This is a genomic window from Enterobacter sp. B79-1, from assembly GCF_057444735.1.
In genome coordinates this window covers 1,389,517-1,414,354 of the sequence record NZ_JBYAZJ010000001.1, presented here as the reverse complement: position 1 = coordinate 1,414,354, position 24,838 = coordinate 1,389,517, and the positions used below count along the sequence as shown (strand labels likewise).

At 56.4% G+C, this 24,838-nt stretch carries 21 protein-coding genes and 1 pseudogene; 16 read left to right on the top strand and 6 right to left on the bottom strand.

Annotated elements, in window-relative coordinates:
* Nucleotides 1-3: 3 nt before the first annotated feature.
* From kdpB to kdpF, 3 genes are read right to left on the bottom strand one after another with little or no spacing between them, the layout of a single operon-like run.
* Nucleotides 4-2,052 (bottom strand): potassium-transporting ATPase subunit KdpB, encoded by a 2,049-nt coding sequence (gene kdpB / locus AC2T6E_RS06840; protein ID WP_486691009.1) that lies wholly within the window; start codon nucleotides 2,050-2,052, stop codon nucleotides 4-6.
* A gap of 18 nt (nucleotides 2,053-2,070) precedes the next feature.
* The gene (gene kdpA, locus AC2T6E_RS06835; protein WP_486691007.1) at nucleotides 2,071-3,750 is read right to left on the bottom strand and encodes a potassium-transporting ATPase subunit KdpA; all 1,680 of its coding nucleotides are present in this window, start codon (nucleotides 3,748-3,750) and stop codon (nucleotides 2,071-2,073) included.
* Nucleotides 3,750-3,839 (bottom strand): K(+)-transporting ATPase subunit F, encoded by a 90-nt coding sequence (kdpF, locus tag AC2T6E_RS06830; protein WP_014069365.1) that lies wholly within the window; start codon nucleotides 3,837-3,839, stop codon nucleotides 3,750-3,752. The genes kdpA and kdpF overlap by 1 nt, the downstream gene beginning before the upstream one ends.
* Nucleotides 3,840-4,148: 309 nt before the next feature.
* Between kdpF and AC2T6E_RS06825 the strand changes: the two genes are divergently transcribed.
* The 7 genes from AC2T6E_RS06825 to nei all read left to right on the top strand — a co-directional run bounded on the left by AC2T6E_RS06825 (nucleotide 4,149) and on the right by nei (nucleotide 10,255).
* Entirely contained in the window at nucleotides 4,149-4,355 is a 207-nt protein-coding gene (locus AC2T6E_RS06825; protein ID WP_003858637.1) for a YbfA family protein, read from the top strand.
* Nucleotides 4,356-4,954: 599 nt separating this feature from the next.
* Nucleotides 4,955-6,367, top strand: a complete 1,413-nt coding sequence (gene phrB, locus AC2T6E_RS06820) for a deoxyribodipyrimidine photo-lyase (RefSeq protein WP_486691004.1) — start codon at nucleotides 4,955-4,957, stop codon at nucleotides 6,365-6,367.
* Nucleotides 6,368-6,377: 10 nt separating this feature from the next.
* Nucleotides 6,378-7,121, top strand: a complete 744-nt coding sequence (locus AC2T6E_RS06815; protein ID WP_120159168.1) for a type 2 GTP cyclohydrolase I — start codon at nucleotides 6,378-6,380, stop codon at nucleotides 7,119-7,121.
* Between the two features lie 14 nt (nucleotides 7,122-7,135).
* Entirely contained in the window at nucleotides 7,136-7,792 is a 657-nt protein-coding gene (pxpB, locus tag AC2T6E_RS06810; protein WP_100165275.1) for a 5-oxoprolinase subunit PxpB, read from the top strand.
* Nucleotides 7,786-8,718 carry a 5-oxoprolinase subunit PxpC gene (gene pxpC / locus AC2T6E_RS06805; protein ID WP_214594364.1) on the top strand — a complete coding sequence of 311 codons (933 nt, stop codon included), beginning with the start codon at nucleotides 7,786-7,788 and terminating at the stop codon, nucleotides 8,716-8,718. The genes pxpB and pxpC overlap by 7 nt, the downstream gene beginning before the upstream one ends.
* Nucleotides 8,705-9,445 (top strand): 5-oxoprolinase subunit PxpA, encoded by a 741-nt coding sequence (gene pxpA / locus AC2T6E_RS06800; RefSeq protein ID WP_320741747.1) that lies wholly within the window; start codon nucleotides 8,705-8,707, stop codon nucleotides 9,443-9,445. The genes pxpC and pxpA overlap by 14 nt, the downstream gene beginning before the upstream one ends.
* 18 nt (nucleotides 9,446-9,463) lie before the next feature.
* On the top strand, nucleotides 9,464-10,255 hold the full coding sequence (nei, locus tag AC2T6E_RS06795; protein ID WP_108415870.1) for an endonuclease VIII: 792 nt from the start codon (nucleotides 9,464-9,466) through the stop codon (nucleotides 10,253-10,255).
* 84 nt (nucleotides 10,256-10,339) lie between these two features.
* Here nei and AC2T6E_RS06790 read toward each other — a convergent pair whose 3' ends face one another.
* Nucleotides 10,340-11,623 carry a citrate synthase gene (locus tag AC2T6E_RS06790; protein WP_010428698.1) on the bottom strand — a complete coding sequence of 428 codons (1,284 nt, stop codon included), beginning with the start codon at nucleotides 11,621-11,623 and terminating at the stop codon, nucleotides 10,340-10,342.
* 204 nt (nucleotides 11,624-11,827) lie between these two features.
* A pseudogene (locus tag AC2T6E_RS06785) lies at nucleotides 11,828-11,890 on the bottom strand (hypothetical protein); the annotation flags it as partial.
* A gap of 372 nt (nucleotides 11,891-12,262) precedes the next feature.
* On the opposite strand from AC2T6E_RS06785, the gene sdhC reads away from it, so the two are divergent.
* The 8 genes from sdhC to sucD all read left to right on the top strand — a co-directional run bounded on the left by sdhC (nucleotide 12,263) and on the right by sucD (nucleotide 21,940).
* Nucleotides 12,263-12,667, top strand: coding sequence for a succinate dehydrogenase cytochrome b556 subunit (sdhC, locus tag AC2T6E_RS06780; protein ID WP_020684965.1), 405 nt, complete (start codon nucleotides 12,263-12,265; stop codon nucleotides 12,665-12,667).
* Complete coding sequence (sdhD, locus tag AC2T6E_RS06775) at nucleotides 12,661-13,008, top strand: succinate dehydrogenase membrane anchor subunit (RefSeq protein WP_010428702.1); 348 nt, start codon at nucleotides 12,661-12,663, stop codon at nucleotides 13,006-13,008. The genes sdhC and sdhD overlap by 7 nt, the downstream gene beginning before the upstream one ends.
* Entirely contained in the window at nucleotides 13,008-14,774 is a 1,767-nt protein-coding gene (gene sdhA / locus AC2T6E_RS06770) for a succinate dehydrogenase flavoprotein subunit (RefSeq protein ID WP_089598911.1), read from the top strand. Before sdhD ends, sdhA begins: the two co-directional genes overlap by 1 nt.
* Before the next feature lie 15 nt (nucleotides 14,775-14,789).
* On the top strand, nucleotides 14,790-15,506 hold the full coding sequence (gene sdhB, locus AC2T6E_RS06765) for a succinate dehydrogenase iron-sulfur subunit SdhB (RefSeq protein WP_010428707.1): 717 nt from the start codon (nucleotides 14,790-14,792) through the stop codon (nucleotides 15,504-15,506).
* Between the two features lie 238 nt (nucleotides 15,507-15,744).
* Nucleotides 15,745-18,552, top strand: coding sequence for a 2-oxoglutarate dehydrogenase E1 component (gene sucA, locus AC2T6E_RS06760; protein WP_089598912.1), 2,808 nt, complete (start codon nucleotides 15,745-15,747; stop codon nucleotides 18,550-18,552).
* 14 nt (nucleotides 18,553-18,566) lie between these two features.
* Nucleotides 18,567-19,787 (top strand): 2-oxoglutarate dehydrogenase complex dihydrolipoyllysine-residue succinyltransferase, encoded by a 1,221-nt coding sequence (odhB, locus tag AC2T6E_RS06755; protein ID WP_089598913.1) that lies wholly within the window; start codon nucleotides 18,567-18,569, stop codon nucleotides 19,785-19,787.
* Between the two features lie 117 nt (nucleotides 19,788-19,904).
* Nucleotides 19,905-21,071, top strand: coding sequence for an ADP-forming succinate--CoA ligase subunit beta (gene sucC, locus AC2T6E_RS06750; RefSeq protein ID WP_047347067.1), 1,167 nt, complete (start codon nucleotides 19,905-19,907; stop codon nucleotides 21,069-21,071).
* Nucleotides 21,071-21,940 carry a succinate--CoA ligase subunit alpha gene (gene sucD, locus AC2T6E_RS06745; protein WP_008501094.1) on the top strand — a complete coding sequence of 290 codons (870 nt, stop codon included), beginning with the start codon at nucleotides 21,071-21,073 and terminating at the stop codon, nucleotides 21,938-21,940. The genes sucC and sucD overlap by 1 nt, the downstream gene beginning before the upstream one ends.
* 83 nt (nucleotides 21,941-22,023) lie before the next feature.
* Here sucD and AC2T6E_RS06740 read toward each other — a convergent pair whose 3' ends face one another.
* Entirely contained in the window at nucleotides 22,024-22,740 is a 717-nt protein-coding gene (locus tag AC2T6E_RS06740; RefSeq protein ID WP_108415872.1) for a GntR family transcriptional regulator, read from the bottom strand.
* A 170-nt stretch (nucleotides 22,741-22,910) separates the two neighbouring features.
* Between AC2T6E_RS06740 and mngA the strand changes: the two genes are divergently transcribed.
* Complete coding sequence (mngA, locus tag AC2T6E_RS06735; protein ID WP_486690996.1) at nucleotides 22,911-24,818, top strand: PTS 2-O-a-mannosyl-D-glycerate transporter subunit IIABC; 1,908 nt, start codon at nucleotides 22,911-22,913, stop codon at nucleotides 24,816-24,818.
* The last annotated feature ends 20 nt before the right edge of the window (nucleotides 24,819-24,838 follow it).

The following is a 24,838-nucleotide window of genomic DNA, read 5'->3' as shown; positions in this document are numbered from 1 at the left end:
CTTTTAGACCAGCCCGAACAGCGTCAGGAGCACGTCGATAACCTTAATACCAATAAAGGGCACAACCAGCCCGCCCAGACCGTAAATCCACAGGTTGCGGCGAAGCATGGCGGCCGCCGTCAGCGGCTTATAGCTCACCCCTTTCAGCGCCAGCGGAATAAGAAAGACAATGATCAGGGCGTTAAAGATAACCGCACTGAGAATGGCCGATGCCGGGGAGTGCAGGTGCATCACGTTCAGCGCATTCAACTGTGGATAGGTTGCCGCAAACGCCGCCGGAATGATGGCGAAATACTTCGCCACGTCGTTGGCGATGCTGAACGTGGTCAGTGAACCCCGCGTCATCAGCATCTGTTTACCGATGTGCACTACCTCAATCAGCTTGGTCGGGTTAGAGTCGAGGTCAACCATGTTGCCCGCCTCTTTTGCCGCCTGCGTGCCGGAGTTCATCGCCACCGCCACGTCGGCCTGCGCCAGGGCAGGGGCATCGTTGGTGCCGTCCCCGGTCATCGCGACCAGACGGCCTTCCGCCTGATACTGGCGGATCAGCGCCAGCTTCGCTTCCGGCGTCGCTTCAGAAAGAAAATCATCCACGCCCGCTTCGGCGGCAATGGCGGCTGCGGTAAGACGGTTATCCCCGGTGATCATCACCGTTTTGATGCCCATTTTGCGCAGCTGTGCAAAACGCTCCTTGATGCCGCCCTTAACGATATCCTTCAGGGCAATCACGCCCAGCACGTTCGAGCCTTCCGCCACCACCAGCGGCGTGGCCCCCTGTCGGGCGACGCTTTCGACCAATTTGTCTACTTCAGGCGGGAAGTGGCCGTTGTTGGCTTCGATATGGCGACGAATGGCGTCAACGGAGCCTTTACGTATCATTCGGTCCTGAATATTAATCCCACTCATGCGGGTCTGCGCGGTGAAGGGGACGAAAGTGGCATGCAGGCTTTGCACGTCACGCTGGCGCAGATTGAAACGCTGCTTAGCCAGAATCACGATGCTGCGACCTTCCGGCGTTTCATCGGCCAGAGAGGAGAGCTGTGCGGCATCCGCGAGCGTTTTTTCATCCACGCCCGGTGCGGGCAAGAAATCAGAGGCCTGGCGGTTGCCGAGGGTGATGGTCCCGGTTTTATCCAGCAGCAGTACGTCGACGTCTCCGGCGGCTTCAACGGCGCGTCCGCTGGTGGCGATGACGTTCGCGCCCAGCATACGGCTCATCCCGGCGACACCGATAGCGGACAGCAATCCGCCAATGGTGGTTGGGATCAGACATACCAGCAGCGCCACCAGTACGGTGATGCTGACCGCCGTGCCGCCATAGGCGGAGAACGGCCACAGCGTCGCGGTTGCCAGCAGGAAAACGATAGTCAGGGCGACCAGCAGAATGGTCAGGGCAATCTCGTTCGGCGTTTTGCGACGCTGCGCGCCCTCCACCATGGCGATCATCCGGTCAAGGAATGTTTCGCCCGGGTTAACGCTGCACTGGATCACCAGCCAGTCGGAGAGAATGCGCGTCCCGCCCGTGACTGAGGCGAAGTCACCGCCAGACTCACGAATAACCGGCGCGGATTCCCCGGTGATGGCGCTTTCGTCCACCGATGCGCCGCCTTCAATGACTTCCCCGTCGCACGGGATGATGTCACCGGCCTCGACCAGCACCACGTCGCCTTTACGCAGTTCATCTGCCGGAACGTGGTCCATATGCGCGCCGTGTTTAGGTTCACGTAATTTGCGCGCGAAGGCGGTTTTTTTGACCCCTTTCAGGCTGTTAGCCTGTGCTTTACTGCGCCCTTCCGCCAGCGCCTCTGCGAAGTTGGCAAACAGCACGGTAAACCACAGCCACAGGCTGATGGCACCGGTAAAGAGTGCATTACCCGGAAGATGCCCCGTACCCATCGCAACTGCCAGCGCGGTGGTGAGTAAACTCCCTATCCAGACGATAAACATCACCGGGTTGTGCCACTGCACGCGTGGGCTCAGTTTTTTCACCGCATCCATGAGGGCCTGACGAACTAACGTCGGTTCGAGCAGGGCCAGTTGTTTACGACTCATGACAAATTCTCCGCAAAATCAGCGTAAAGAGAGGGTTTCCGCGACCGGGCCTAACGCGAGGGCGGGGATAAAGGTCAGGGCACCGACCAGCAGCACGGTGCCAATCAGCAGGCCGATAAACAGCGCGCCGTGTGTCGGTAACGTACCGGTGGTGGTCGGTTGGATTTTTTTACTCACCAGCGCTCCCGCGATCGCCATCACTGGCACAATCACGCCGAAACGCCCCACGAACATGCAAAACGCCAGCAGACAGTTCCAGAACGGTGAGTTAGCGCTTAAGCCTGCAAAGGCGCTGCCGTTGTTGTTGGCGGCAGACGAGACGGCGTAAAGCACTTCGCTAAAACCGTGAATGCCTGGGTTAAAGATGCCGCTGCGTCCGGCGTCGGTCATCAGCGCCAGCGCGGTGCCGATCAGAACGAGGGCAGGGGTGACCAGAATCGCCAGGGCGGTTAATTTCATCTCGCGGACGTCGATTTTTTTTCCCAGATATTCCGGAGTACGGCCAATCATCAAACCGGCGATGAATACGGCGAGCAGAACGAACAGCAGCATGCCGTACAGCCCCGAGCCGACGCCGCCAAAGACCACTTCGCCAATTTGCATTAGCCACATTGGGATCATGCCGCCGAGGGCGGTAAAGGAGTCGTGCATGGCGTTAACCGCCCCGCACGACGCCGCCGTGGTGACCACCGCATACAGGCTGCTGGCGAGAATGCCAAAGCGGCTCTCTTTCCCTTCCATATTGATGTTGCTGTTGGCGCCCAACTGCATGAAGTGGCTGTTACCGTTCCATTCGGCCCACATCACCAGCGCCACGCAAACCACGAAGATTAGCGACATTGCCCACAGCAGGGTGCGCCCCTGACGGCGATCGTTAACCACATCGCCAAAGGCAAAACACAGCGCGGCGGGGATCAGGAAGATCGCCAGCATTTGCACCATGTTGGTCAGCGCCGTTGGGTTTTCAAAGGGATGCGATGAGTTGGCATTGAAGAACCCGCCGCCGTTAGTCCCAAGCATTTTAATCGCTTCCTGCGAGGCCACTGGCCCCATCGGCAGGAGTTCTTTTGCGCCTTCCAGTGAGGTGTATGGGGCATAAGGCAGCACGTTTTGCAGGGATCCTTGCTGGATAAAGAACAGCGCAATCAACAGTGCCACAGGCACCAGCACCCACAGGGTTATGCGCGTCAGATCGACCCAGGCGTTGCCCAACGTGCCAATGTTCTGACGAGCAAATGCACGCGTCAGGGCGAAGATCACCGCTATCCCGCTTGCCGCAGAGAGGAAGTTTTGCACGGTTAAGCCAGCCATCTGACTGAAATAGCTGAGCGTGGTTTCACCGGCATAGGATTGCCAGTTCGTGTTGGTTACAAAGCTTACCGCTGTGTTCAACGCCAGATGCCAGGACAGGCCCGGCAGCTGCTGCGGATTAAGCGGCAGGCTCCCCTGCAGCATCAGCATGGCGAAGAGAACAACCAGCCCGACGATGTTTAGCAGCAAAATGGCCATCAGATACTGACGCCAGTTCATCTCCCGATCGTCTATTCCCAGTACGCGCCAAATCCCTTTTTCAACGCTTCCCGTACCGGGCAAGGGGACGTTGTTGATCAGCCGTGCCAGTCCTGTTCCCAATGGCCTTGCCAGTATGAACAACACCAGTAAAAAGCTGGCGATAAGCAAAAACGCCTGAGCAGCCATCAGAAGGCCTCCGCATTAATCAGGGCGTAGACCAGATAACCCAATAACAGGAACACCAGCACAATGCCGGCAATCAAACCTGCACTCACAATCCACCTCCGGGTGACATTTGTATTTGTGCTAAAGGTAGGATTTACGGCGCAAAGATTTCGCAAAAATCAGGCGGGAGGGTGTAAAAAAAGTATAAAAATGGAGATACCCACAATTTAACTATTGATAAGTAAATCGTTAACTTTTTTGTAACTTAATTACGGTGTGAATGTAAATATTCACTAAATGGATAAAAATAAGTGGTCGGATGAGTAGTAAAATTACAAACAAAGCGATATTATTTTAGCCAGGTCACAGATTTTGAATTTTCCGGATGACGTTTCCGGCCAACTATAGGGGAGAAAAATATGGATCTTTATAAAGAGTTTCCGGCTCATATCATTTTCATGCGTCGCACTTTCGCCGTAGTGGCTGGCGTGCTGGCACTGCCGGTAATGCTGTTCTGGAAAGATCGGGCACGTTTTTATAGCTATCTGCACCGCGTCTGGGCGAAAACCAGCGAGAAGCCGGTGTGGATGGATCAGGCCGAGAAAGCGACCTGCGATTTCTACTGATACGAAGACTACACACAGCAATAAAAAAACCGCCTACAGCAATGTGGCGGTTTTTTTGTCCCTCGGGATTCGCGGACCGTTGGGTGGCTTTCAAACTCTCGTCAGAGGCTTACAAGAATATCTCGGGTCCTTAAGTAATCAAACTGCAACGCCCTAAATATAATCTTAAAAACCTTTTCAGTGGATTACGTTTTGTCCCTGGGCCAACTACTATGCAGCGTCCCTTTCCGCCATCTCGCACATGGGCGCCGGTCCCGGGAGAGGTGTTACCACAACCGTAAGTCAGGCTCTCGTCAGAGCTTGTGTCCACCGACTTATCACCGGTGGTGAACGGTGGAGCGGTTAGCTGCAGGGACCGCATAATGAAACGCTATTTTTGCATCGCGTTCATTGTCGCCAGCGTACTCGTTGTGAAAAGTGATGAACCGACCGTGTTTGTTGCATTTACCACGATAGCGCAGGACAAGTAGCGTTAAGGCCGCCTCGGGCGGCCTTTTTTATTTCATCCCGTCTACACTTCATGGCAAAGTAGTTCAATGCATGCTTTTTCCTTTTACGGCATGCCCTTACGGACATAATGGACAATTGCCTGGAGTTTTATGCCCACCCATCTGGTTTGGTTTCGCGCGGACCTGCGCGTACATGACAATATCGCCCTTGCGGCAGCCTGCCGCGCCAAAGACGCTAACGTACTGGCACTGTTTATGGCTACGCCCGAGCAGTGGCGGCAGCACGATATGGCCCCCCGACAGGCGGCCTTGCTCCGGGCGTATCTGAACGATCTGCAGCACTCGCTTGCCGGAAAAGGCATACCGCTTCTCTATAAAGAGGTGAGTGATTTTGCTGCGCAGCTCCAGACGCTGCAGGAGATCTGTAAGCAGCATGACGTCGCGCATCTTTTTTATAACTACCAGTATGAATTCAACGAGCAGCAGCGGGATCGTCAGCTGGAGAACGTGCTGGAAGGGGTCGTCTGTGAAGGGTTTGACGACAGCGTGATGCTGGCACCGGGCAGCGTGATGACCGGCAACCACGAGATGTATAAAGTTTTTACGCCGTTTAAAAACGCCTTTATCAAACGCCTGAAGGAGGCGCTGCCGGAGTGCGTTGCCGCGCCTGCCGCGCGGGGCGAGCCCGTGACGGATTTGCCAGAGCTGACGTTTGATTACCCTCAGCAGGCGTTTGATGAAACGCTGTTTCCCGCCGATGAGAAAGCGGCCATTGCCCAACTCCGGCAGTTCTGTAAACAGAATGCGGCTGATTACGAAGCGCGTCGGGATTTCCCCGGCGTTGAAGGCACCAGCCGTCTGTCGGCCTGTCTCGCGCTGGGTGCGATCTCTCCCCGCCAGTGTTTGCATCGCCTGCTGGCAGAACAGCCGCAGGCGCTGGACGGTGGTGCAGGGGCTGTCTGGCTCAATGAACTTATCTGGCGCGAGTTCTATCGCCACCTGATGACGTATCACCCTGATTTATGTAAACATCGCCCATTCATTCAATGGACTGATAATGTAAGGTGGCAGTCGAATGATAAGCAGCTCAGAGCCTGGCAATCCGGACAGACGGGTTTCCCCATTGTCGATGCCGCCATGCGTCAGCTCAATGAAACCGGATGGATGCACAACCGCCTGCGGATGATTACCGCCAGCTTTCTGGTGAAAGATCTGCTTATCGACTGGCGTATCGGAGAGCGCTATTTTATTTCTCAGCTGATCGATGGCGATCTCGCGGCGAATAACGGTGGCTGGCAGTGGGCGGCCTCCACCGGTACCGATGCGGCTCCCTATTTTCGGATTTTTAATCCGACGACGCAGGGACAAAAATTTGATGCGGACGGCGAGTTTATCCGCCAGTGGGTACCTGAACTTAACGTTGTCCCCGCGAAAGCGATCCACGACCCATGGACATGGGCGGATAAACAGGGCGTAAAGCTCGATTATCCCCGTCCGGTTGTCGACCACAAACAGGCACGCGTCGCCACGCTGGCGGCGTACGAAGCCGCGCGCAAAGTATGAGAGAGTGATGATGAAAAACAGCGAACTGGAAAGCCTGATTAACGAAAAACTGAACAGCGCCTCCTTCAGCGACTACGGCCCGAACGGCCTGCAGGTGGAAGGGCGCGAAACGGTGCAGAAAATTATCACCGGCGTGACGGCAAGCCAGGCGCTGCTGGATGAAGCCGTGCGTCAGGAAGCCGATGCGGTCATCGTTCACCACGGTTATTTCTGGAAGAACGAATCCCCCATTATTCGCGGCATGAAGCGCAACCGCCTGAAAACATTGCTGGCAAATGACATCAACCTGTACGGTTATCACCTGCCGCTGGATGCGCACCCGGAACTGGGTAACAACGTGCAGTTAGCGCAATTGCTGGGTATTACCGTGATGGGGGAAATCGAACCGCTGGTGCCGTGGGGCGAACTGGCGATGCCGGTTCCGGGTCTCGAGCTGGCGTCGTGGATCGAAGCGCGCCTCGGACGTCGTCCGCTGTGGTGTGGCGACACGGGGCCCGATACCGTGAAGCGTGTGGCCTGGTGCACCGGGGGCGGGCAGGGCTTTATCGATAGCGCCGCGCGTTTCGGCGTCGATGCCTTTATCACCGGGGAAGTGTCTGAGCAGACGGTTCACTCCGCCCGCGAGCAGGGGCTTCATTTTTACGCGGCTGGTCACCATGCAACCGAACGAGGCGGCATTCGCGCCCTCAGCGAGTGGCTGACGGAAAATACCGATCTGGATGTGACCTTTATTGATATCCCCAATCCGGCCTGATGAGAGGTGCCCGAGTGCAGAGAGCGCGTTGTTATCTTTTGGGTGAAACCGCCGTCGTACTGGAGCTTGAACCTCCGGTCACGCTTGCCACGCAAAAGCGTATCTGGCGGCTGACGCAGCGTCTGGCCGATATACCTGAAGTGGTTGAAACCATTCCGGGCATGAACAATATCACCGTCGTGCTGCGCAACCCGCACACGAAAGCACTGGATGCCATCGAACGCCTGCAGCGCTGGTGGGAAGAGAGCGAAGCGCTGGAGCCGGAATCGCGTGCCATTGAGATCCCGGTCGTCTATGGCGGCACAGGGGGGCCGGATCTTGGCGTTGTGGCAGCGCACTGCGGATTAACAGAAAAGCAGGTGGTTGAGTTGCACAGTTCGGTTAACTACGTGGTCTGGTTCCTGGGATTTCAGCCCGGCTTCCCCTATCTGGGCGGATTGTCTCCCCAGCTGCATACGCCGCGTCGTGCCGAACCGCGCCTGAGCGTACCGGCGGGGACGGTGGCTATCGGCGGCGAGCAAACCGGCGTTTATCCGCTGGCATCGCCCGGCGGCTGGCAGCTTATTGGGCACACGGCTACGCCGTTATTTGAACCCGGACGGGAGACGCCAATACTCCTGCGTCCCGGCGATACCCTTCGCTTTATCCCGCAAAAGGAGGGGGTATGTTAACGCTTATTCGCGCAGGGCTTTACACTTCTGTGCAGGATGCAGGCCGTTTTGGCCTGCGTCAGTCCGGCGTGAGCTATTGTGGTGCGCTGGACAGGCCTGCACTGGAGATTGCTAACGTGCTGGTGGGCAACCCCGGCAGTACGGCCGCGCTCGAAATTACGCTCGGCCAGTGTGTGATTGAGTTTGGTCAGGAGACCTGGTTTGCCTTAACCGGCGCAGGCTGTGAGGCCACGCTGGATGGTAAAGCGGTGTGGACCGGCTGGCGGCTGCGGGCGAAAGCCGGACAGCGTCTGACGCTCAAGCGACCGCTACACGGTGTGCGGAGCTATCTCGCGGTGGCTGGCGGCATTGACGTGCCGGAGGTGCTGGGCTCATCCAGTACCGATCAGAAGGCGGGCATCGGCGGGCATGAAGGGCGTCTGCTGCGCGACGGCGACCGGCTGGCAATCAAGTCCTCCGCGCGCCATTTCTCGACCACGCAGGGCGTAAAGCAGTTGCTGTGGGGAAACCAGATCCGCGCCTTACCGGGGCCGGAATATCACGAGTTTGACGAGGCTTCCAAAGAGTCCTTCTGGCGCTCGCCGTGGAAGCTCAGCCCGCAGAGTAACCGCATGGGCTATCGACTTCAGGGACAGCCGCTGACCCGCACGACGGACCGGGAACTGCTCTCCCACGGGTTATTGCCGGGGGTCATTCAGGTGCCGGGCAACGGTCAGCCCATCGTGTTAATGAACGATGCGCAAACCACGGGCGGATACCCGCGAATTGCCTGCATCATTGAAGCCGATCGCTACCATCTGGCGCAAATTCCTCTCGGGCAGCCGATTCACTTCGTGCAGTGTTCGCTGGAGGAGGCGCTCAAGGCGCGGCAGGATCAGCAGCGTTATCTCGAACAGCTGGCGTGGAGGCTTGATGGTAAAGATTGATTTAAACGCCGATCTGGGAGAGGGCGGCAGCGCCGATGCGGCGCTGATGACGCTGGTCACCTCGGTCAACATCGCCTGTGGCTTTCACGCGGGCGATGCGCAAACCATGCTGGAGAGCGTGCGTAATGCCATCAAAAACGGCGTGGCGATTGGCGCACATCCCAGCTTCCCCGATCGGGAAAACTTTGGCCGCACGGCGATGGATCTCCCGCCGGAGACGGTCTACGCTCAGGTGCTCTACCAGATCGGCGCGCTGGAGGCGATGGTGCGTGCGGAGAACGGTGTGATGCGCCACGTGAAGCCGCACGGCATGCTCTACAATCAGGCGGCGAAAGATCCGGCGCTGGCGGAGGCGATTGCCCGCGCGGTGCGGGACAGTAATCCGCAGCTTATCCTTGTAGGTTTGGCCGGTAGCGAGCTGATTCGCGCCGGGAAGCGGCTGGGGCTGACTACGCGTCAGGAAGTCTTTGCCGACCGCGGCTATCAGCCCGATGGCAGTCTGGTCCCGCGCACGCAGGCCGGGGCGATGATAGCCGATGAAGGTAAAGCGCTGGCGCAGACGCTGGAGATGGTGTGCGCCGGGCGGGTGACCGCCGTGGACGGAACACCGGCAAACGTTCAGGCCGATACGGTGTGTTTACACGGCGACGGCGAGCATGCGCTCCAGTTCGCGCGCCGCTTACGGGCGGCGTTCTCTGAAGAGGGCATTCTGGTCAGCGCAGAATAATCATGAAAGGACAATAACATGCCAGAAGGTCCGGAGATCCGCCGCGCGGCGGATAGCCTGGAGGCGGCGATAAAGGGCAAACCGTTGACGAATGTGTGGTTTGCTTTTCCTCAGCTAAAACCGTTTGAATCACAGCTGGTGGGGCAGACGGTGACCCATATTGAAACGCGCGGCAAGGCCTTGCTTACGCACTTTTCCCATAACCTGACGTTATATAGCCATAACCAGCTGTACGGCGTCTGGAGAGTGGTAGAGGCGGACGAGCAGCCGCAAACCACCCGCGTACTGCGCGTCAGGCTGCAAACGGCGGATAAAGCAATCCTGCTTTACAGCGCGTCGGATATCGAAATGTTAACGCCGGAGCAACTGCTCACTCACCCGTTCTTACAGCGGGTCGGGCCGGACGTGCTGGACATGCGCCTGACGGCAAACGATGTTAAAACCCGCTTGTTATCCCCCAAATTCCGCAACCGGCAATTTTCCGGGTTATTGCTCGATCAGGCGTTCCTGGCAGGGCTAGGTAACTATTTGCGGGTGGAAATTCTGTGGGAAGTGGGGCTGGCGGCGCAGCATAAAGCGTCTCAGCTGAATGATGAACAGCTGGAGGCGTTATCCCACGCGCTGCTGGATATTCCGCGACTGTCGTACAACACGCGCGGCGTGGTGGATGACAACACGCATCACGGGGCGCTGTTCCGCTTTAAGGTGTTTCATCGGGCGGGGAAAAAGTGCGAGCGATGCGGCGGGATTATCGACAGGATTATGCTCTCTTCGAGACCTTTTTACTGGTGCCCGCACTGCCAGAAATAAAAAAGCCGGGTGGCGGCTACGCCTTACCCGGCCTACATTTCGCACTTGTAGGCCCGGCAAGCGAAGCGCCGCCGGGCGTGTCTTTTAGCGCTTAATATCAGACTTAAAATCACGCTGCTCGTAGCCGGTATACAGCTGACGAGGACGGGCGATTTTCATGCCTTCGCTGTGCATTTCGTTCCAGTGCGCAATCCAGCCTACGGTACGGGCCATGGCGAAGATTACGGTGAACATGGAAGACGGAATACCCATCGCTTTCAGAATAATGCCAGAGTAGAAATCGACGTTCGGGTAGAGTTTCTTCTCGATGAAGTACGGGTCGTTCAGCGCGATGTGTTCCAGCTCCATCGCCACTTCCAGCAGGTCATCTTTGGTACCCAGCTCTTTCAGCACTTCATGGCAGGTCTCACGCATGACGGTCGCGCGCGGGTCGTAGTTTTTGTAAACACGGTGACCGAAGCCCATCAGGCGGAAGGAGTCATTCTTGTCTTTCGCACGACGCACGAACTCAGGAATGTGCTCAACGGTGCTGATCTCTTCCAGCATCTTCAGCGCCGCTTCGTTCGCGCCGCCGTGCGCCGGTCCCCACAGGGAGGCGATGCCCGCAGCGATACAGGCGAACGGGTTCGCGCCTGAAGAGCCTGCGGTACGGACGGTGGAGGTCGAAGCGTTTTGTTCGTGGTCAGCGTGCAGGATCAGAATACGGTCCATCGCGCGTTCCAGTACCGGATTCACTTCGTACTCTTCGCACGGCGTGGAGAACATCATGCGCAGGAAGTTACCCGCGTAGGAGAGGTCGTTGCGCGGATACACAAACGGCTGGCCGATGGAGTATTTGTAGCACATCGCCGCCATGGTCGGCATTTTGGACAGCAGGCGGAACGCCGCGATATCGCGGTGACGCGGGTTATTCACGTCAAGGGAGTCGTGGTAGAACGCCGCCAGCGCACCGGTAATCCCGCACATCACCGCCATCGGGTGAGAGTCACGACGGAACGCATGGAACAGACGGGTAATCTGCTCATGGATCATGGTGTGACGGGTCACGGTGGTTTTGAATTCATCGTACTGGGCCTGCGTCGGTTTTTCGCCGTTCAGCAGGATGTAGCACACTTCCAGATAGTTGGATTCGGTGGCTAACTGATCGATGGGGAAGCCGCGATGGAGCAGGATACCTTCGTCACCGTCAATGTAGGTGATTTTGGATTCGCAAGATGCGGTAGAGGTAAATCCAGGGTCAAAGGTGAAAACTCCTTTGGAACCCAGCGTACGGATATCAATAACATCCTGACCGAGCGTGCCTTTTAGCACATCCAGTTCAATAGCAGTGTCACCACCCAGGGTGAGCTTTGCCTTTGTATCAGCCATTTACGGTCTCCTTAGCGCCTTATGCTTAAGACTGCGCTTTACCGGATTTGCTTTCAGCTGTTAATCACCGTTACCAGATTGTTATTTGGCTTACCGCTCAGCTCACGAGGACAAACCAGGGTACAGAGCTATGGCGCCTTGCAGGTAAACGAATGAAATATCAGTGAAACAACAGCAAATCAGCGTTTTTGCAGTCCGAATTATTCAAACCTGTATACCACTAATAACTGTCCTGATAACTTCGGTCAATACCATCACACTGTTACATAACTATTTGTCAGGTGAAAGTGAGACCTCATAACTTTTGCGCATTATATGCCTTTTCTGATGACGTTTGTAACAATATTGTTTAACATTTGTCAAATCAGATGATTAAAAATTAAAAAGATGTTGTTATCGTGACCCTGATCACTGTTCCAGAGAAAACCCGACAAACTGTATGTAGGTTAATTGTAATGATTTTGTGAACGGCCTATACTGCCGCCAGGTCTCCGGAACACCCTGCAATCCCGAGCCACCCAGCGTTGTAACGTGTCGTTTTAGCATTTGGAAGCAATGTTTTGCATGACGCGCAGTTATAGAAAAGGAACGCTGCTTGACCCGCATCGCAGTCCGGAGGAAGGAAACAATAAGAACAGCATGTGGGCGTTATTCATGATAAGAAATGTGAAAAAACAAAGACCTGTCAATCTGGATCTCAAAACGATCCGATTCCCTGTAACAGCAATAGCGTCCATTTTGCACCGCGTCTCCGGTGTGATTACGTTTGTGGCGGTGGGTATTTTGCTGTGGTTACTGGGAACCAGCCTCTCATCTCCTGAAGGATTCCTCCAGGCCTCTGCCATTATGAACAGCTTCTTCGTGAAATTTATCATGTGGGGCATTCTGACCGCGCTGGCGTACCACGTTGTGGTGGGTGTTCGCCATATGCTGATGGACTTTGGCTACCTTGAAGAGACATTCGAAGCCGGGAAACGCTCCGCTAACATTTCATTTGTGATCACTGTCGTGCTTTCACTTCTCGCAGGAGTTCTCGTATGGTAAGCAACGCCTCCGCATTAGGACGCAACGGCGTACATGACTTCATCCTGGTCCGTGCTACCGCCATCGTTCTCACCCTTTACATCATCTATATGATCGGTTTCTTCGCGACCAGCGGCACGCTGACGTGGGAAATCTGGAGCGGGTTCTTCGGATCTGCCTTCACCAAAGTGTTCACCCTGCTGGCGCTGTTCTCCATCCTTATTCATGCCTGGATTGGCATGTGGCAGGTGTTGACCGATTACGTTAAACCACTGGCGATTCGCCTTCCTCTGCAGCTGGTTATTGTTGTTGCCCTGGTGGTTTACGTTATTTATGGATTCGTTGTGGTGTGGGGTGTGTAATGAAACTGCCAGTCAGAGAATTTGATGCTGTAGTGATTGGTGCGGGTGGCGCAGGTATGCGTGCTGCACTGCAAATTTCCCAGAGCGGCCAAACCTGTGCGCTGCTCTCTAAAGTGTTCCCAACCCGTTCGCACACCGTGTCTGCTCAGGGCGGTATCACCGTTGCGCTGGGTAATACCCATGAAGATAACTGGGAATGGCACATGTACGACACGGTAAAAGGTTCCGATTACATCGGTGACCAGGACGCCATCGAATATATGTGTAAAACCGGCCCGGAAGCGATTCTGGAGCTGGACCACATGGGTCTGCCGTTCTCCCGTCTGGAAAATGGCACCATCTATCAACGTCCGTTTGGCGGCCAGTCGAAAGATTTCGGCGGCGAGCAGGCGGCACGTACTGCGGCAGCGGCTGACCGTACCGGTCACGCACTGCTGCACACTCTGTATCAGCAGAACCTGAAAAACCACACCACAATTTTCTCCGAGTGGTATGCGCTGGATCTGGTGAAAAACGCCGATGGCGCAATCGTCGGTTGTACCGCGCTGTGCATCGAAACCGGTGAAGTGGTTTACTTCAAAGCCCGCGCTACCGTGCTGGCGACCGGCGGCGCAGGCCGTATTTATCAGTCCACCACCAACGCCCACATCAACACCGGTGACGGTGTCGGTATGGCTATCCGCGCGGGCGTGCCGGTGCAGGATATGGAAATGTGGCAGTTCCACCCGACCGGTATCGCCGGTGCAGGCGTTCTGGTAACAGAAGGCTGCCGTGGTGAAGGCGGTTACCTGTTGAACAAGCACGGCGAGCGCTTCATGGAGCGTTATGCCCCGAATGCGAAAGACCTGGCGGGTCGTGACGTGGTGGCGCGTTCCATCATGATCGAAATCCGTGAAGGCCGCGGCTGTGACGGCCCATGGGGTCCACACGCGAAGCTGAAACTCGACCACCTGGGTAAAGAGGTGCTGGAGTCCCGTCTGCCGGGCATCCTGGAACTGTCCCGCACCTTCGCACACGTTGACCCGGTGAAAGAGCCGATTCCGGTTATCCCGACCTGCCACTACATGATGGGCGGTATTCCGACCAAAGTGACCGGTCAGGCACTAACCGTGAACGAGCAGGGCGAAGACGTGGTCATCCCGGGCCTGTTCGCGGTAGGCGAAATTGCCTGCGTATCCGTACACGGCGCAAACCGTCTGGGCGGCAACTCCCTGCTGGACCTGGTGGTGTTTGGTCGTGCAGTGGGTCTGCATCTGCAGGAATCCATTGCCGAGCAGGGCGCACTGCGCGATGCGACCGATGACGAAATTGATGCCTCTCTTGCGCGCCTCAACCGCTGGAACGGTAACCGTAACGGCGAAGATCCGGTGGAAATCCGTAAAGCGCTGCAGGAATGCATGCAGCATAACTTCTCGGTATTCCGCGAAGGTGACGCGATGGCCAAAGGCCTTGAACAGCTGAAAGCGATCCGCGAGCGTCTGAAAAATGCCCGTCTGGACGATACCTCAAGCGAGTTCAACACCCAGCGCGTAGAGTGCCTGGAGCTGGATAACCTGATGGAAACCGCTTACGCCACTGCGGTGTCGGCAAACTTCCGTACCGAAAGCCGTGGCGCGCATAGCCGCTTCGACTTCCCGGATCGTGATGACGAAAACTGGCTGTGCCATTCCCTGTATCTGCCAGAGTCGGAATCCATGACGCGTCGTAGCGTCAACATGGAACCGAAACTGCGTCCGGCGTTCCCGCCGAAGATTCGTACTTACTAATGCGGAGACAGGATAATGAAACTCGAATTCTCAGTTTATCGTTATAACCCGGATGTAGACGACGCTCCGCGTATGCAGGATTACACCCTGGAAGCGGAAGAAGGTCGCGACATGATGCTGCTGGATGCCTTAATGCAGCTGAAAGAAAAAGATCCAACGCTGTCGTTCCGCCGCTCCTGCCGTGAAGGGGTCTGTGGCTCTGACGGTGTGAACATGAACGGCAAAAATGGTCTGGCCTGCATCACGCCAATTTCAGCGTTGCAGCGTCCTGGTCAGAAAATTGTTATCCGTCCTCTGCCAGGTCTGCCGGTCGTGCGTGATTTGGTGGTAGACATGGGGCAATTCTATGCACAATATGAGAAGATTAAGCCTTACTTATTGAATAATGGGCAAAATCCACCGGCTCGCGAGCATTTACAGTCTCCTGAGCAGCGTGAAAAACTCGATGGGCTGTACGAGTGTATTCTCTGCGCATGTTGTTCTACGTCCTGCCCGTCGTTCTGGTGGAACCCGGACAAGTTTATCGGCCCGGCCGGTCTGCTGGCTGCCTATCGCTTCCTGATCGATAGCCGCGACACCGAAACCGATAACCGTCTGGAAGGACTGAGTGACGCTTTCAGCGTATTCCGCTGCCATAGCATCATGAACTGCGTCAGTGTGTGTCCTAAGGGGCTAAACCCGACGCGTGCCATCGGCCATATTAAGTCGATGCTGCTGCAGCGCAGTGCGTAAGTAAAAACGCCGGATGGCGCTGCGCTTATCCGGCCTACGTAACAGTAGGCCCGGTAAGCGTAGCGCCACCGGGCAAATTGCAGAAACCTTTAAAAACTGCCCTGAAGTCTAGACAGTTTCTAAAGGTTCCTTCGCGGGCCAAATGAAAAGAGCTCGCAGGTGAACCCCGGCACGTACACGTGGTGTGCGTGGTAGTTTCTACGGCGAAAGTAAGCATAAAAATGCTTAAGGGATCACGATGCAGAACGGCGCAATGAAAGCCTGGCTGGACTCTTCTTTCCTTTCTGGTGCGAACCAGAGCTGGATTGAACAGCTCTATGAAGACTTCTTAACCGATCCTGACTCAGTGGACGCAAACTGGCGTTCCATGTTCCAGGAGTTGCCTGGCACGGGAGTCAAACCGGATCAATTCCACTCCAAAACACGTGATTATTTCCGCCGTCTGGCGAAGGATGCCTCACGTTACTCTTCTGCGATTTCCGACCCTGACACCAATGCGAAGCAGGTTAAAGTCCTGCAGCTCATCAACGCTTATCGCTTCCGCGGTCACCAGCATGCGAATCTCGATCCGCTGGGACTGTGGCAGCAGGAACGTGTGGCCGATCTCGATCCGGCGTATCACGATCTGACCGAGGCCGATTTCCAGGAAAGCTTTAACGTAGGTTCCTTTGCCATCGGCAAAGACACGATGAAGCTGGGCGAACTGATTAACGCGCTCAAGCAAACCTACTGCGGCTCCATCGGCGCGGAATACATGCACATCACCTCTACCGAAGAGAAACGCTGGATCCAGCAGCGTATCGAATCCGTGGCGGGCCACGCGACATTCTCCGCTGACGAGAAAAAACGTTTCCTCAGCGAACTGACTGCAGCAGAAGGCCTTGAGCGCTATCTGGGCGCGAAATTCCCGGGTGCAAAACGCTTCTCGCTGGAAGGTGGTGACGCGTTAGTGCCAATGCTGAAAGAGCTGATTCGCCACGCGGGCAACAGCGGTACCCGTGAAGTGGTACTGGGCATGGCGCACCGCGGTCGTCTGAACGTGCTGGTCAACGTGCTGGGTAAAAAGCCGCAGGACCTGTTCGACGAGTTCGCGGGCAAACACAAAGAACACCTCGGCACCGGCGACGTGAAGTACCACATGGGCTTCTCGTCTGATATCGAAACCGAAGGCGGTCTGGTTCACCTGGCGCTGGCGTTTAACCCGTCGCACCTTGAAATCGTTAGCCCGGTGGTTATCGGTTCTGTGCGTGCGCGTCTGGATCGTCTGGACGAACCGAGCAGCAACAAAGTTCTGCCAATCACCATTCACGGTGATGCGGCGATTACCGGTCAGGGCGTGGTTCAGGAAACCCTGAACATGTCGAAAGCGCGTGGTTACGAAGTGGGCGGTACCGTTCGCATCGTGATCAACAACCAGGTGGGCTTCACCACCTCTAACCCGCTGGACGCGCGTTCTACCCCATACTGCACCGACATCGGTAAGATGGTGCAGGCGCCAATCTTCCACGTGAATGCGGATGACCCGGAAGCGGTCGCTTTCGTCACCCGTCTGGCGCTCGACTTCCGTAACACCTTTAAACGCGACGTGCTGATCGACCTGTTCTGCTACCGCCGTCACGGCCACAACGAAGCTGATGAGCCAAGTGCAACCCAGCCGTTGATGTATCAGAAAATCAAAAAACACCCGACCCCGCGCAAAATCTATGCTGACAAGCTGGAAGCGGACAAAGTGGCGACGCTGGAAGATGCGACCGAGCTGGTCAATCTTTACCGCGACGCGCTGGATGCGGGTGAATGCGTAGTGAAAGAGCTGCGCCCAATGAACATGCACTCCTTTACCTGGTCGCCGTACCTCAACCACGAGTGGGATGAGAGCTACCCGAACAAGGTTGAGATGAAGCGCCTGCAGGAGCTGGCTAAACGCATCAGCACCGTACCGGACGCTATCGAAATGCAGTCTCGCGTAGCGAAAATCTACGGCGACCGTCAGGCCATGGCGGCAGGCGAGAAGCTGTTCGACTGGGGCGGTGCAGAAACCCTGGCCTATGCGACCCTGGTTGACGAAGGTATTCCTGTTCGTCTGTCCGGTGAAGATGCGGGCCGTGGTACCTTCTTCCACCGTCACGCGGTGGTTCACAACCAGTCCAACGGTTCAACTTACACCCCGCTGCAGCACGTGCACAACGGTCAGGGCCAGTTCAAGGTCTGGGACTCCGTGCTGTCTGAAGAAGCGGTACTGGCCTTCGAATACGGCTACGCCACCGCAGAACCTCGCACCCTGACCATCTGGGAAGCGCAGTTCGGTGACTTCGCCAACGGTGCGCAGGTGGTTATCGACCAGTTCATCTCCTCCGGCGAGCAGAAGTGGGGCCGCATGTGTGGTCTGGTGATGCTGCTGCCGCACGGTTATGAAGGACAGGGTCCGGAGCACTCTTCCGCGCGTCTGGAACGTTATCTGCAGCTCTGCGCCGAGCAGAACATGCAGGTTTGCGTGCCGTCTACCCCGGCTCAGGTGTACCACATGCTGCGTCGTCAGGCGCTGCGCGGTATGCGCCGTCCGCTGGTGGTGATGTCACCAAAATCGCTGCTGCGTCATCCGCTGGCTGTTTCAAGCCTGGATGAACTGGCCAACGGCACCTTCCTGCCAGCCATCGGCGAGATTGACGAACTGGATCCGAAGGGCGTTAAGCGTGTCGTGATGTGTTCTGGTAAGGTTTATTACGACCTGCTGGAACAGCGCCGCAAGAACGATCAGAAAGATGTCGCCATCGTGCGTATCGAACAGCTTTATCCGTTCCCGCATCAGGCGATGCAGGACGTGCTGAAACAGTACGCTCACGTACATGATTTTGTCTGGTGCCAGGAAGAGCCGCTTAACCAGGGCGCATGGTACTGCAGCCAGCATCATTTCCGTGAAGTGATTCCATTTGGGTCTGCTCTGCGTTATGCAGGTCGCCCGGCCTCCGCCTCTCCGGCGGTAGGGTATATGTCCGTTCACCAGAAGCAGCAACAAGATCTGGTCAATGACGCGCTGAACGTCGATTAATTAAAGGATACATAATGAGTAGCGTAGATATTCTTGTTCCCGACCTGCCTGAATCCGTAGCAGATGCGACCGTCGCCACCTGGCACAAAAAACCGGGCGATGCCGTTAAGCGCGATGAAGTGCTGGTAGAAATCGAAACTGACAAAGTGGTACTGGAAGTACCGGCTTCGGCGGATGGCGTTCTGGACGCGGTGCTGGAAGATGAAGGTACCACCGTCACCTCTCGTCAGATCCTGGGTCGCCTGCGTGAAGGCAACAGCGCGGGCAAAGAGTCCAGCGCCAAGTCTGATGAGAAAGCCTCTACCCCAGCGCAGCGCCAGCAGGCGTCTCTGGAAGAGCAAACCAACGACGCACTGAGCCCGGCGATCCGTCGTCTGCTGGCTGAGCACAACCTGGACGCGGCAGCCATTAAAGGCACCGGTGTGGGTGGCCGTCTGACGCGCGAAGATATCGAAAAGCACCTGGCGAAAGCGCCTGCGAAAGCAGAAGCCAAAGCCCCTGCGGCAGCACCGGCAGCGCAGCCTGCTCTGGGCGCACGCAGCGAAAAACGCGTGCCGATGACTCGCCTGCGTAAGCGTGTGGCCGAGCGTCTGCTGGAAGCAAAAAACTCCACCGCGATGCTGACCACCTTCAACGAAGTGAACATGAAGCCAATCATGGACCTGCGTAAGCAGTACGGCGATGCGTTTGAAAAACGTCACGGTATCCGTCTGGGCTTTATGTCCTTCTACGTGAAGGCGGTGGTTGAAGCGCTGAAACGCTACCCGGAAGTGAACGCGTCTATTGACGGCGATGACGTGGTTTACCACAACTACTTCGACGTCAGCATGGCGGTTTCTACCCCGCGTGGCCTGGTGACCCCGGTTCTGCGTGACGTAGATACCCTGGGCATGGCTGATATTGAGAAAAACATCAAAGAGCTGGCTGTGAAAGGCCGCGACGGCAAGCTGACCGTAGACGATCTGACCGGCGGTAACTTCACCATTACCAACGGCGGCGTATTTGGTTCGCTGATGTCTACCCCGATCATTAACCCGCCGCAGAGCGCGATCCTGGGTATGCATGCCATTAAAGATCGCCCTATGGCGGTAGACGGTAAAGTTGAGATCCTGCCGATGATGTACCTGGCGCTCTCTTACGACCACCGCCTGATCGACGGCCGCGAGTCCGTGGGCTTCCTGGTAGCGATTAAAGAGCTGCTGGAAGATCCAACGCGTCTGCTGCTGGACGTCTAGTAACGTTTTAGCGTCACCTGCCCTGTAGGCCGGATAAGCGTAGCGCCATCCGGCACACACACCGCGCCGGTCTACAGGTTTGAAGATAACGATTACCCTGAAGGATGGATAGAACACATGAACTTACATGAATATCAGGCCAAACAGCTGTTTGCCCGGTATGGCTTACCGGCTCCGGTGGGTTATGCCTGTACTACCCCGCGTGAAGCAGAAGAAGCCGCATCTAAAATCGGTGCCGGCCCGTGGGTAGTTAAGTGTCAGGTTCACGCTGGTGGCCGTGGTAAAGCGGGCGGTGTGAAGGTTGTTAAGAGCAAAGAAGAAATTCGTGCGTTTGCTGAACATTGGCTCGGCAAACGTCTGGTGACCTACCAGACAGATGCAAACGGTCAGCCAGTTAACCAGATCCTGGTTGAAGCCGCGACCGACATCGCGAAAGAGCTGTACCTGGGCGCGGTTGTTGACCGTAGCTCCCGTCGCGTAGTGTTCATGGCGTCTACCGAAGGCGGCGTGGAAATCGAAAAAGTGGCGGAAGAAACCCCGCACCTGATCCACAAAGTGGCTATCGATCCGCTGGCGGGCCCAATGCCTTACCAGGGTCGCGAGCTGGCGTTCAAACTGGGCCTGGAAGGCAAGCTGGTTCAGCAGTTCACCAAGATCTTCATGGGTCTGGCGAACATCTTCCTGGAGCGCGATCTGGCGCTGATCGAGATCAACCCGCTGGTGATCACCACCCAGGGCGACCTGATCTGCCTCGACGGCAAGCTGGGCGCTGACGGCAACGCGCTGTTCCGCCAGTCCGATCTGCGTGAAATGCGCGATCAGTCTCAGGAAGATCCGCGTGAAGCACAGGCTGCTCAGTGGGAGCTGAACTACGTCGCGCTGGATGGCAACATCGGCTGCATGGTTAACGGTGCGGGCTTGGCAATGGGCACCATGGACATCGTTAAGCTGCACGGCGGTGAGCCAGCAAACTTCCTCGACGTAGGCGGTGGCGCAACCAAAGAGCGCGTAACCGAAGCGTTCAAAATCATCCTCTCTGACGATAACGTGAAGGCGGTTCTGGTTAACATCTTCGGCGGCATCGTGCGTTGCGACCTGATTGCCGACGGCATCATCGGTGCGGTAGAAGAAGTGGGTGTTAACGTACCGGTTGTTGTGCGTCTGGAAGGTAACAACGCTGAACTCGGCGCGAAAAAACTGGCTGACAGCGGCCTGAATATTATTGCAGCGAAAAGTCTGACGGATGCAGCTCAGCAGGTTGTTGCCGCAGTGGAGGGGAAATAATGTCAGTTTTAATTAATAAAGATACCAAGGTTATCTGCCAGGGCTTCACCGGTAGCCAGGGGACATTCCACTCCGAACAGGCGATTGCCTACGGTACGCAGATGGTTGGCGGCGTAACGCCAGGCAAAGGCGGCACCACGCACCTGGGCCTGCCGGTGTTCAACACCGTGCGTGAAGCGGTAGAAGCGACGGGCGCAACCGCGACCGTGATCTACGTTCCAGCGCCGTTCTGCAAAGACTCCATTCTGGAAGCGATCGACGCAGGCATCAAACTGATCATCACCATCACCGAAGGTATCCCGACGCTGGATATGCTGACCGTGAAGGTGAAGCTGGATGAAGCAGGCGTGCGCATGATCGGACCGAACTGCCCAGGCGTGATCACCCCGGGCGAATGCAAAATCGGCATCATGCCGGGTCACATTCATAAGCCGGGCAAAGTGGGCATCGTTTCCCGTTCCGGTACGCTGACCTATGAAGCGGTTAAGCAGACTACCGATTACGGCTTCGGCCAGTCCACCTGTGTGGGCATCGGCGGTGACCCGATCCCGGGTTCTAACTTCATCGACATCCTGAAGCTGTTCCAGGAAGATCCACAGACCGAAGCGATCGTGATGATCGGTGAGATCGGCGGTAGCGCAGAAGAAGAAGCGGCTGCGTACATCAAAGAGCACGTGACCAAGCCGGTTGTGGGTTACATCGCGGGTGTGACCGCGCCGAAAGGCAAGCGTATGGGTCACGCAGGCGCGATCATCGCTGGTGGTAAAGGTACGGCTGATGAGAAATTCGCAGCGTTGGAAGCCGCGGGCGTGAAGACCGTTCGCAGCCTGGCGGATATCGGCGAAGCACTGAAATCCATCATTAAGTAAGTCCTCTCTGCGCCCTGGATGGGGCGCGTTGAAATAAAAAAATGTCCGTTTCGACATGGTTGGCCGCTGTAAAGCGGCCTTTTTTATTGCCTGCGTTTGGCAACAAGCGTGAACTTGTAATCGTCGGTATTGAACACGTTGCGGCTGTATTCAAATACCCGTCCGTCCTTCAGAAACCCGCGCGAGACTTTTTCCAGGATCGGTTTCGCTGGATCGAGCGACAGCGCGGCAATCGCCTCTTCTGACGGCATGATCGGCACCAGTTCCTGCTCGCTGCGATCGATAACCAGCTTTTTGATCTGCTCAACGTAGTGGTATTTCGAATTCTCCATCACTTCCCAGGTGAGGTCGGGGAACATCGCCAGCGGCATCCACGTTTCTTCCAGATTCACCGGTTTTTGTTTGATAAAGCGGACGCGTTTGACGTGCCAGACTTTATCGTCCGGGTTGATCGTCAGCCTTGCTGCGAGTCTCTCATCGGCTTTCACCACTTCGAAGACGCTGACGTCGCTGTGCGTGTCGACGTTTCGGTCCGCCAGCTTTTCGTAAAAGCCGGTGAGCTGGTAAATGTCGTAGTTAACGCGCTCTTCTTTTACGTAGGTGCCGCTGCCCTGAATACTCTCGACGATCTGCTCTTCCGTCAGCAGCTTCAGCGCCTGCCTCACCGTTACACGGCTCACGTTGAACGCCTCCTGAAGGCTGGATTCCGTCGGTAACGCATCGCCAGGTTTTAACTCGCCCGCATTGATTTTCTCGCGAAGCGCATCGGCTATCTGCCGGTACATCGGTTTGTTACCCATAGAATCTGCCTTTCTAATACCTTTTCACGGAATTATGCCTTCAGCGTAAAATTTGTAAATAATACAAGTTAAATACAAATTTGCACTGTTAGTGAAAGTGATCACATAAATGTATTGCATTGCCTGCCACAATTGCCGCCAGACAATAACAAGTTACGTGTGAGGATCTTATGAACCTGACGACTCTGACCCACTCCAGCGCTGTCTGCGTGCAGGCGCACTATGCCAGCCGTGATGAGGCAATTCGCCAGCTTACGATGCGACTGGTGGCGCTGGGCAAAATTACCGATGGCGATGCGTTTCTGGCGGAGGTTTACCGTCGTGAATCACAAGGACCGACCGCACTCGGGGAAGGGCTGGCTGTTCCGCATGGTAAATCGAGCGCGGTGAACGAAGCGGCTTTTGCGGTTGCTACGCTGAGCGAACCGCTGGAGTGGGAGGGGGTGGACGGCCCTGAAAACGTTGAGCTGATCGTCCTGCTTGCCATCCCGCCTGCTGAAGCGGGATCCACGCATATCCAGGTACTGACGGCGCTGACGTCTCGCCTGGCAGATGATGCACTCCGGGAACGCGTTATGGCTGCAGCGACGGCGGAGGATCTGCTTGATGCTCTGAACGGTGGCTCGCAGGAAGACGAGGTTGCCACATTGGTGAATGCACCAACCGTCATCTGCGTCACCGCCTGTCCGGCCGGGATTGCCCATACCTATATGGCAGCTGAGTACCTGGAAAAAGCGGGACGTAAGCTGGGCGTCAACGTTGTGGTCGAAAAGCAGGGGGCGAATGGCATTGAGGGGCGCATCACCGAGCAGCAGTTGCAGGAGGCCAAAGCGTGTATCTTTGCCGCAGAAGTGGCGATCAAAGAGAGCGAGCGTTTTCAGGGGATCCCCGCTATTTCCGTGCCCGTCGCGGAACCCCTGCGCCATGCTGAAGCGCTCATTGAGCGCGCGCTGGCATTACCGTCTTCGTCTGAAGCGCACCCCGGACAGGCAGAAAAAAAGAGCGTTAAAACTGAGCTCAAGCAGGCGCTCCTTAGCGGTATCTCCTTTGCGGTGCCGCTGATCGTCGCCGGCGGGACGGTACTCGCCGTATCGGTACTGCTGGCGCAAATCCTTGGCCTGCAGCACCTATTCGACCAGGAAAACTCATGGCTGTGGATGTACCGCAAGCTTGGTGGCGGCATGCTCGGCATTTTGATGGTCCCTGTTCTGGCGGCCTACACCGCTTACTCGCTGGCGGATAAACCCGCGCTGACGCCGGGCTTTGCTGCCGGTCTTGCGGCCAATATGATCGGCTCCGGTTTTCTGGGGGCTATCATCGGCGGGCTGATTGCGGGTTACCTGATGCGCTGGGTGAAAAATCACATTCGCCTGAGTAGCCGCTTCAACGGTTTTTTAACTTTTTATCTCTATCCGGTTATTGGCGTACTGGGGGCGGGCAGCCTGATGCTGTTTGTGATCGGTGAGCCGGTGGCCTGGCTTAATACTACGCTCACCGCCTGGCTTAACGGTTTGTCCGGCGCGAATGCGCTGCTCCTGGGGGCGATCCTCGGGTTTATGTGCTCATTCGATTTGGGTGGCCCGGTCAACAAAGCCTCTTACGCGTTCTGTCTGGGCGCGATGGCTAACGGGGTATACGGTCCCTATGCCATCTTTGCCTCCGTCAAAATGGTGTCGGCCTTCACCGTCACGGCGTCAACGTTGCTGGCACCGAAACTGTTTAAACCGTTTGAAATTGAAACCGGTAAATCCACCTGGCTGCTTGGACTCGCGGGCATCACCGAAGGGGCGATTCCGATGGCGATTGAAGATCCGCTTCGCGTCATTGGTTCATTTGTGCTCGGCTCCATGGTAACAGGCGCGATTGTCGGCGCGATGGGAATCGGGTTGTCCACGCCGGGGGCCGGTATTTTCTCTCTATTTTTACTTCACGATGCCGGGGTGAGCGGTGTGGTTGCGGCGGCGGGCTGGTTTGGCGCGGCGCTGGTGGGTACCGCAATCTCCACCTTTATTCTGCTGCTCTGGCGACGCCAGGCGGTGAAAAAGGGCAGCTACGTCACTGAAGACGCCATACCGTAACAACGCACAAACAGGAAACG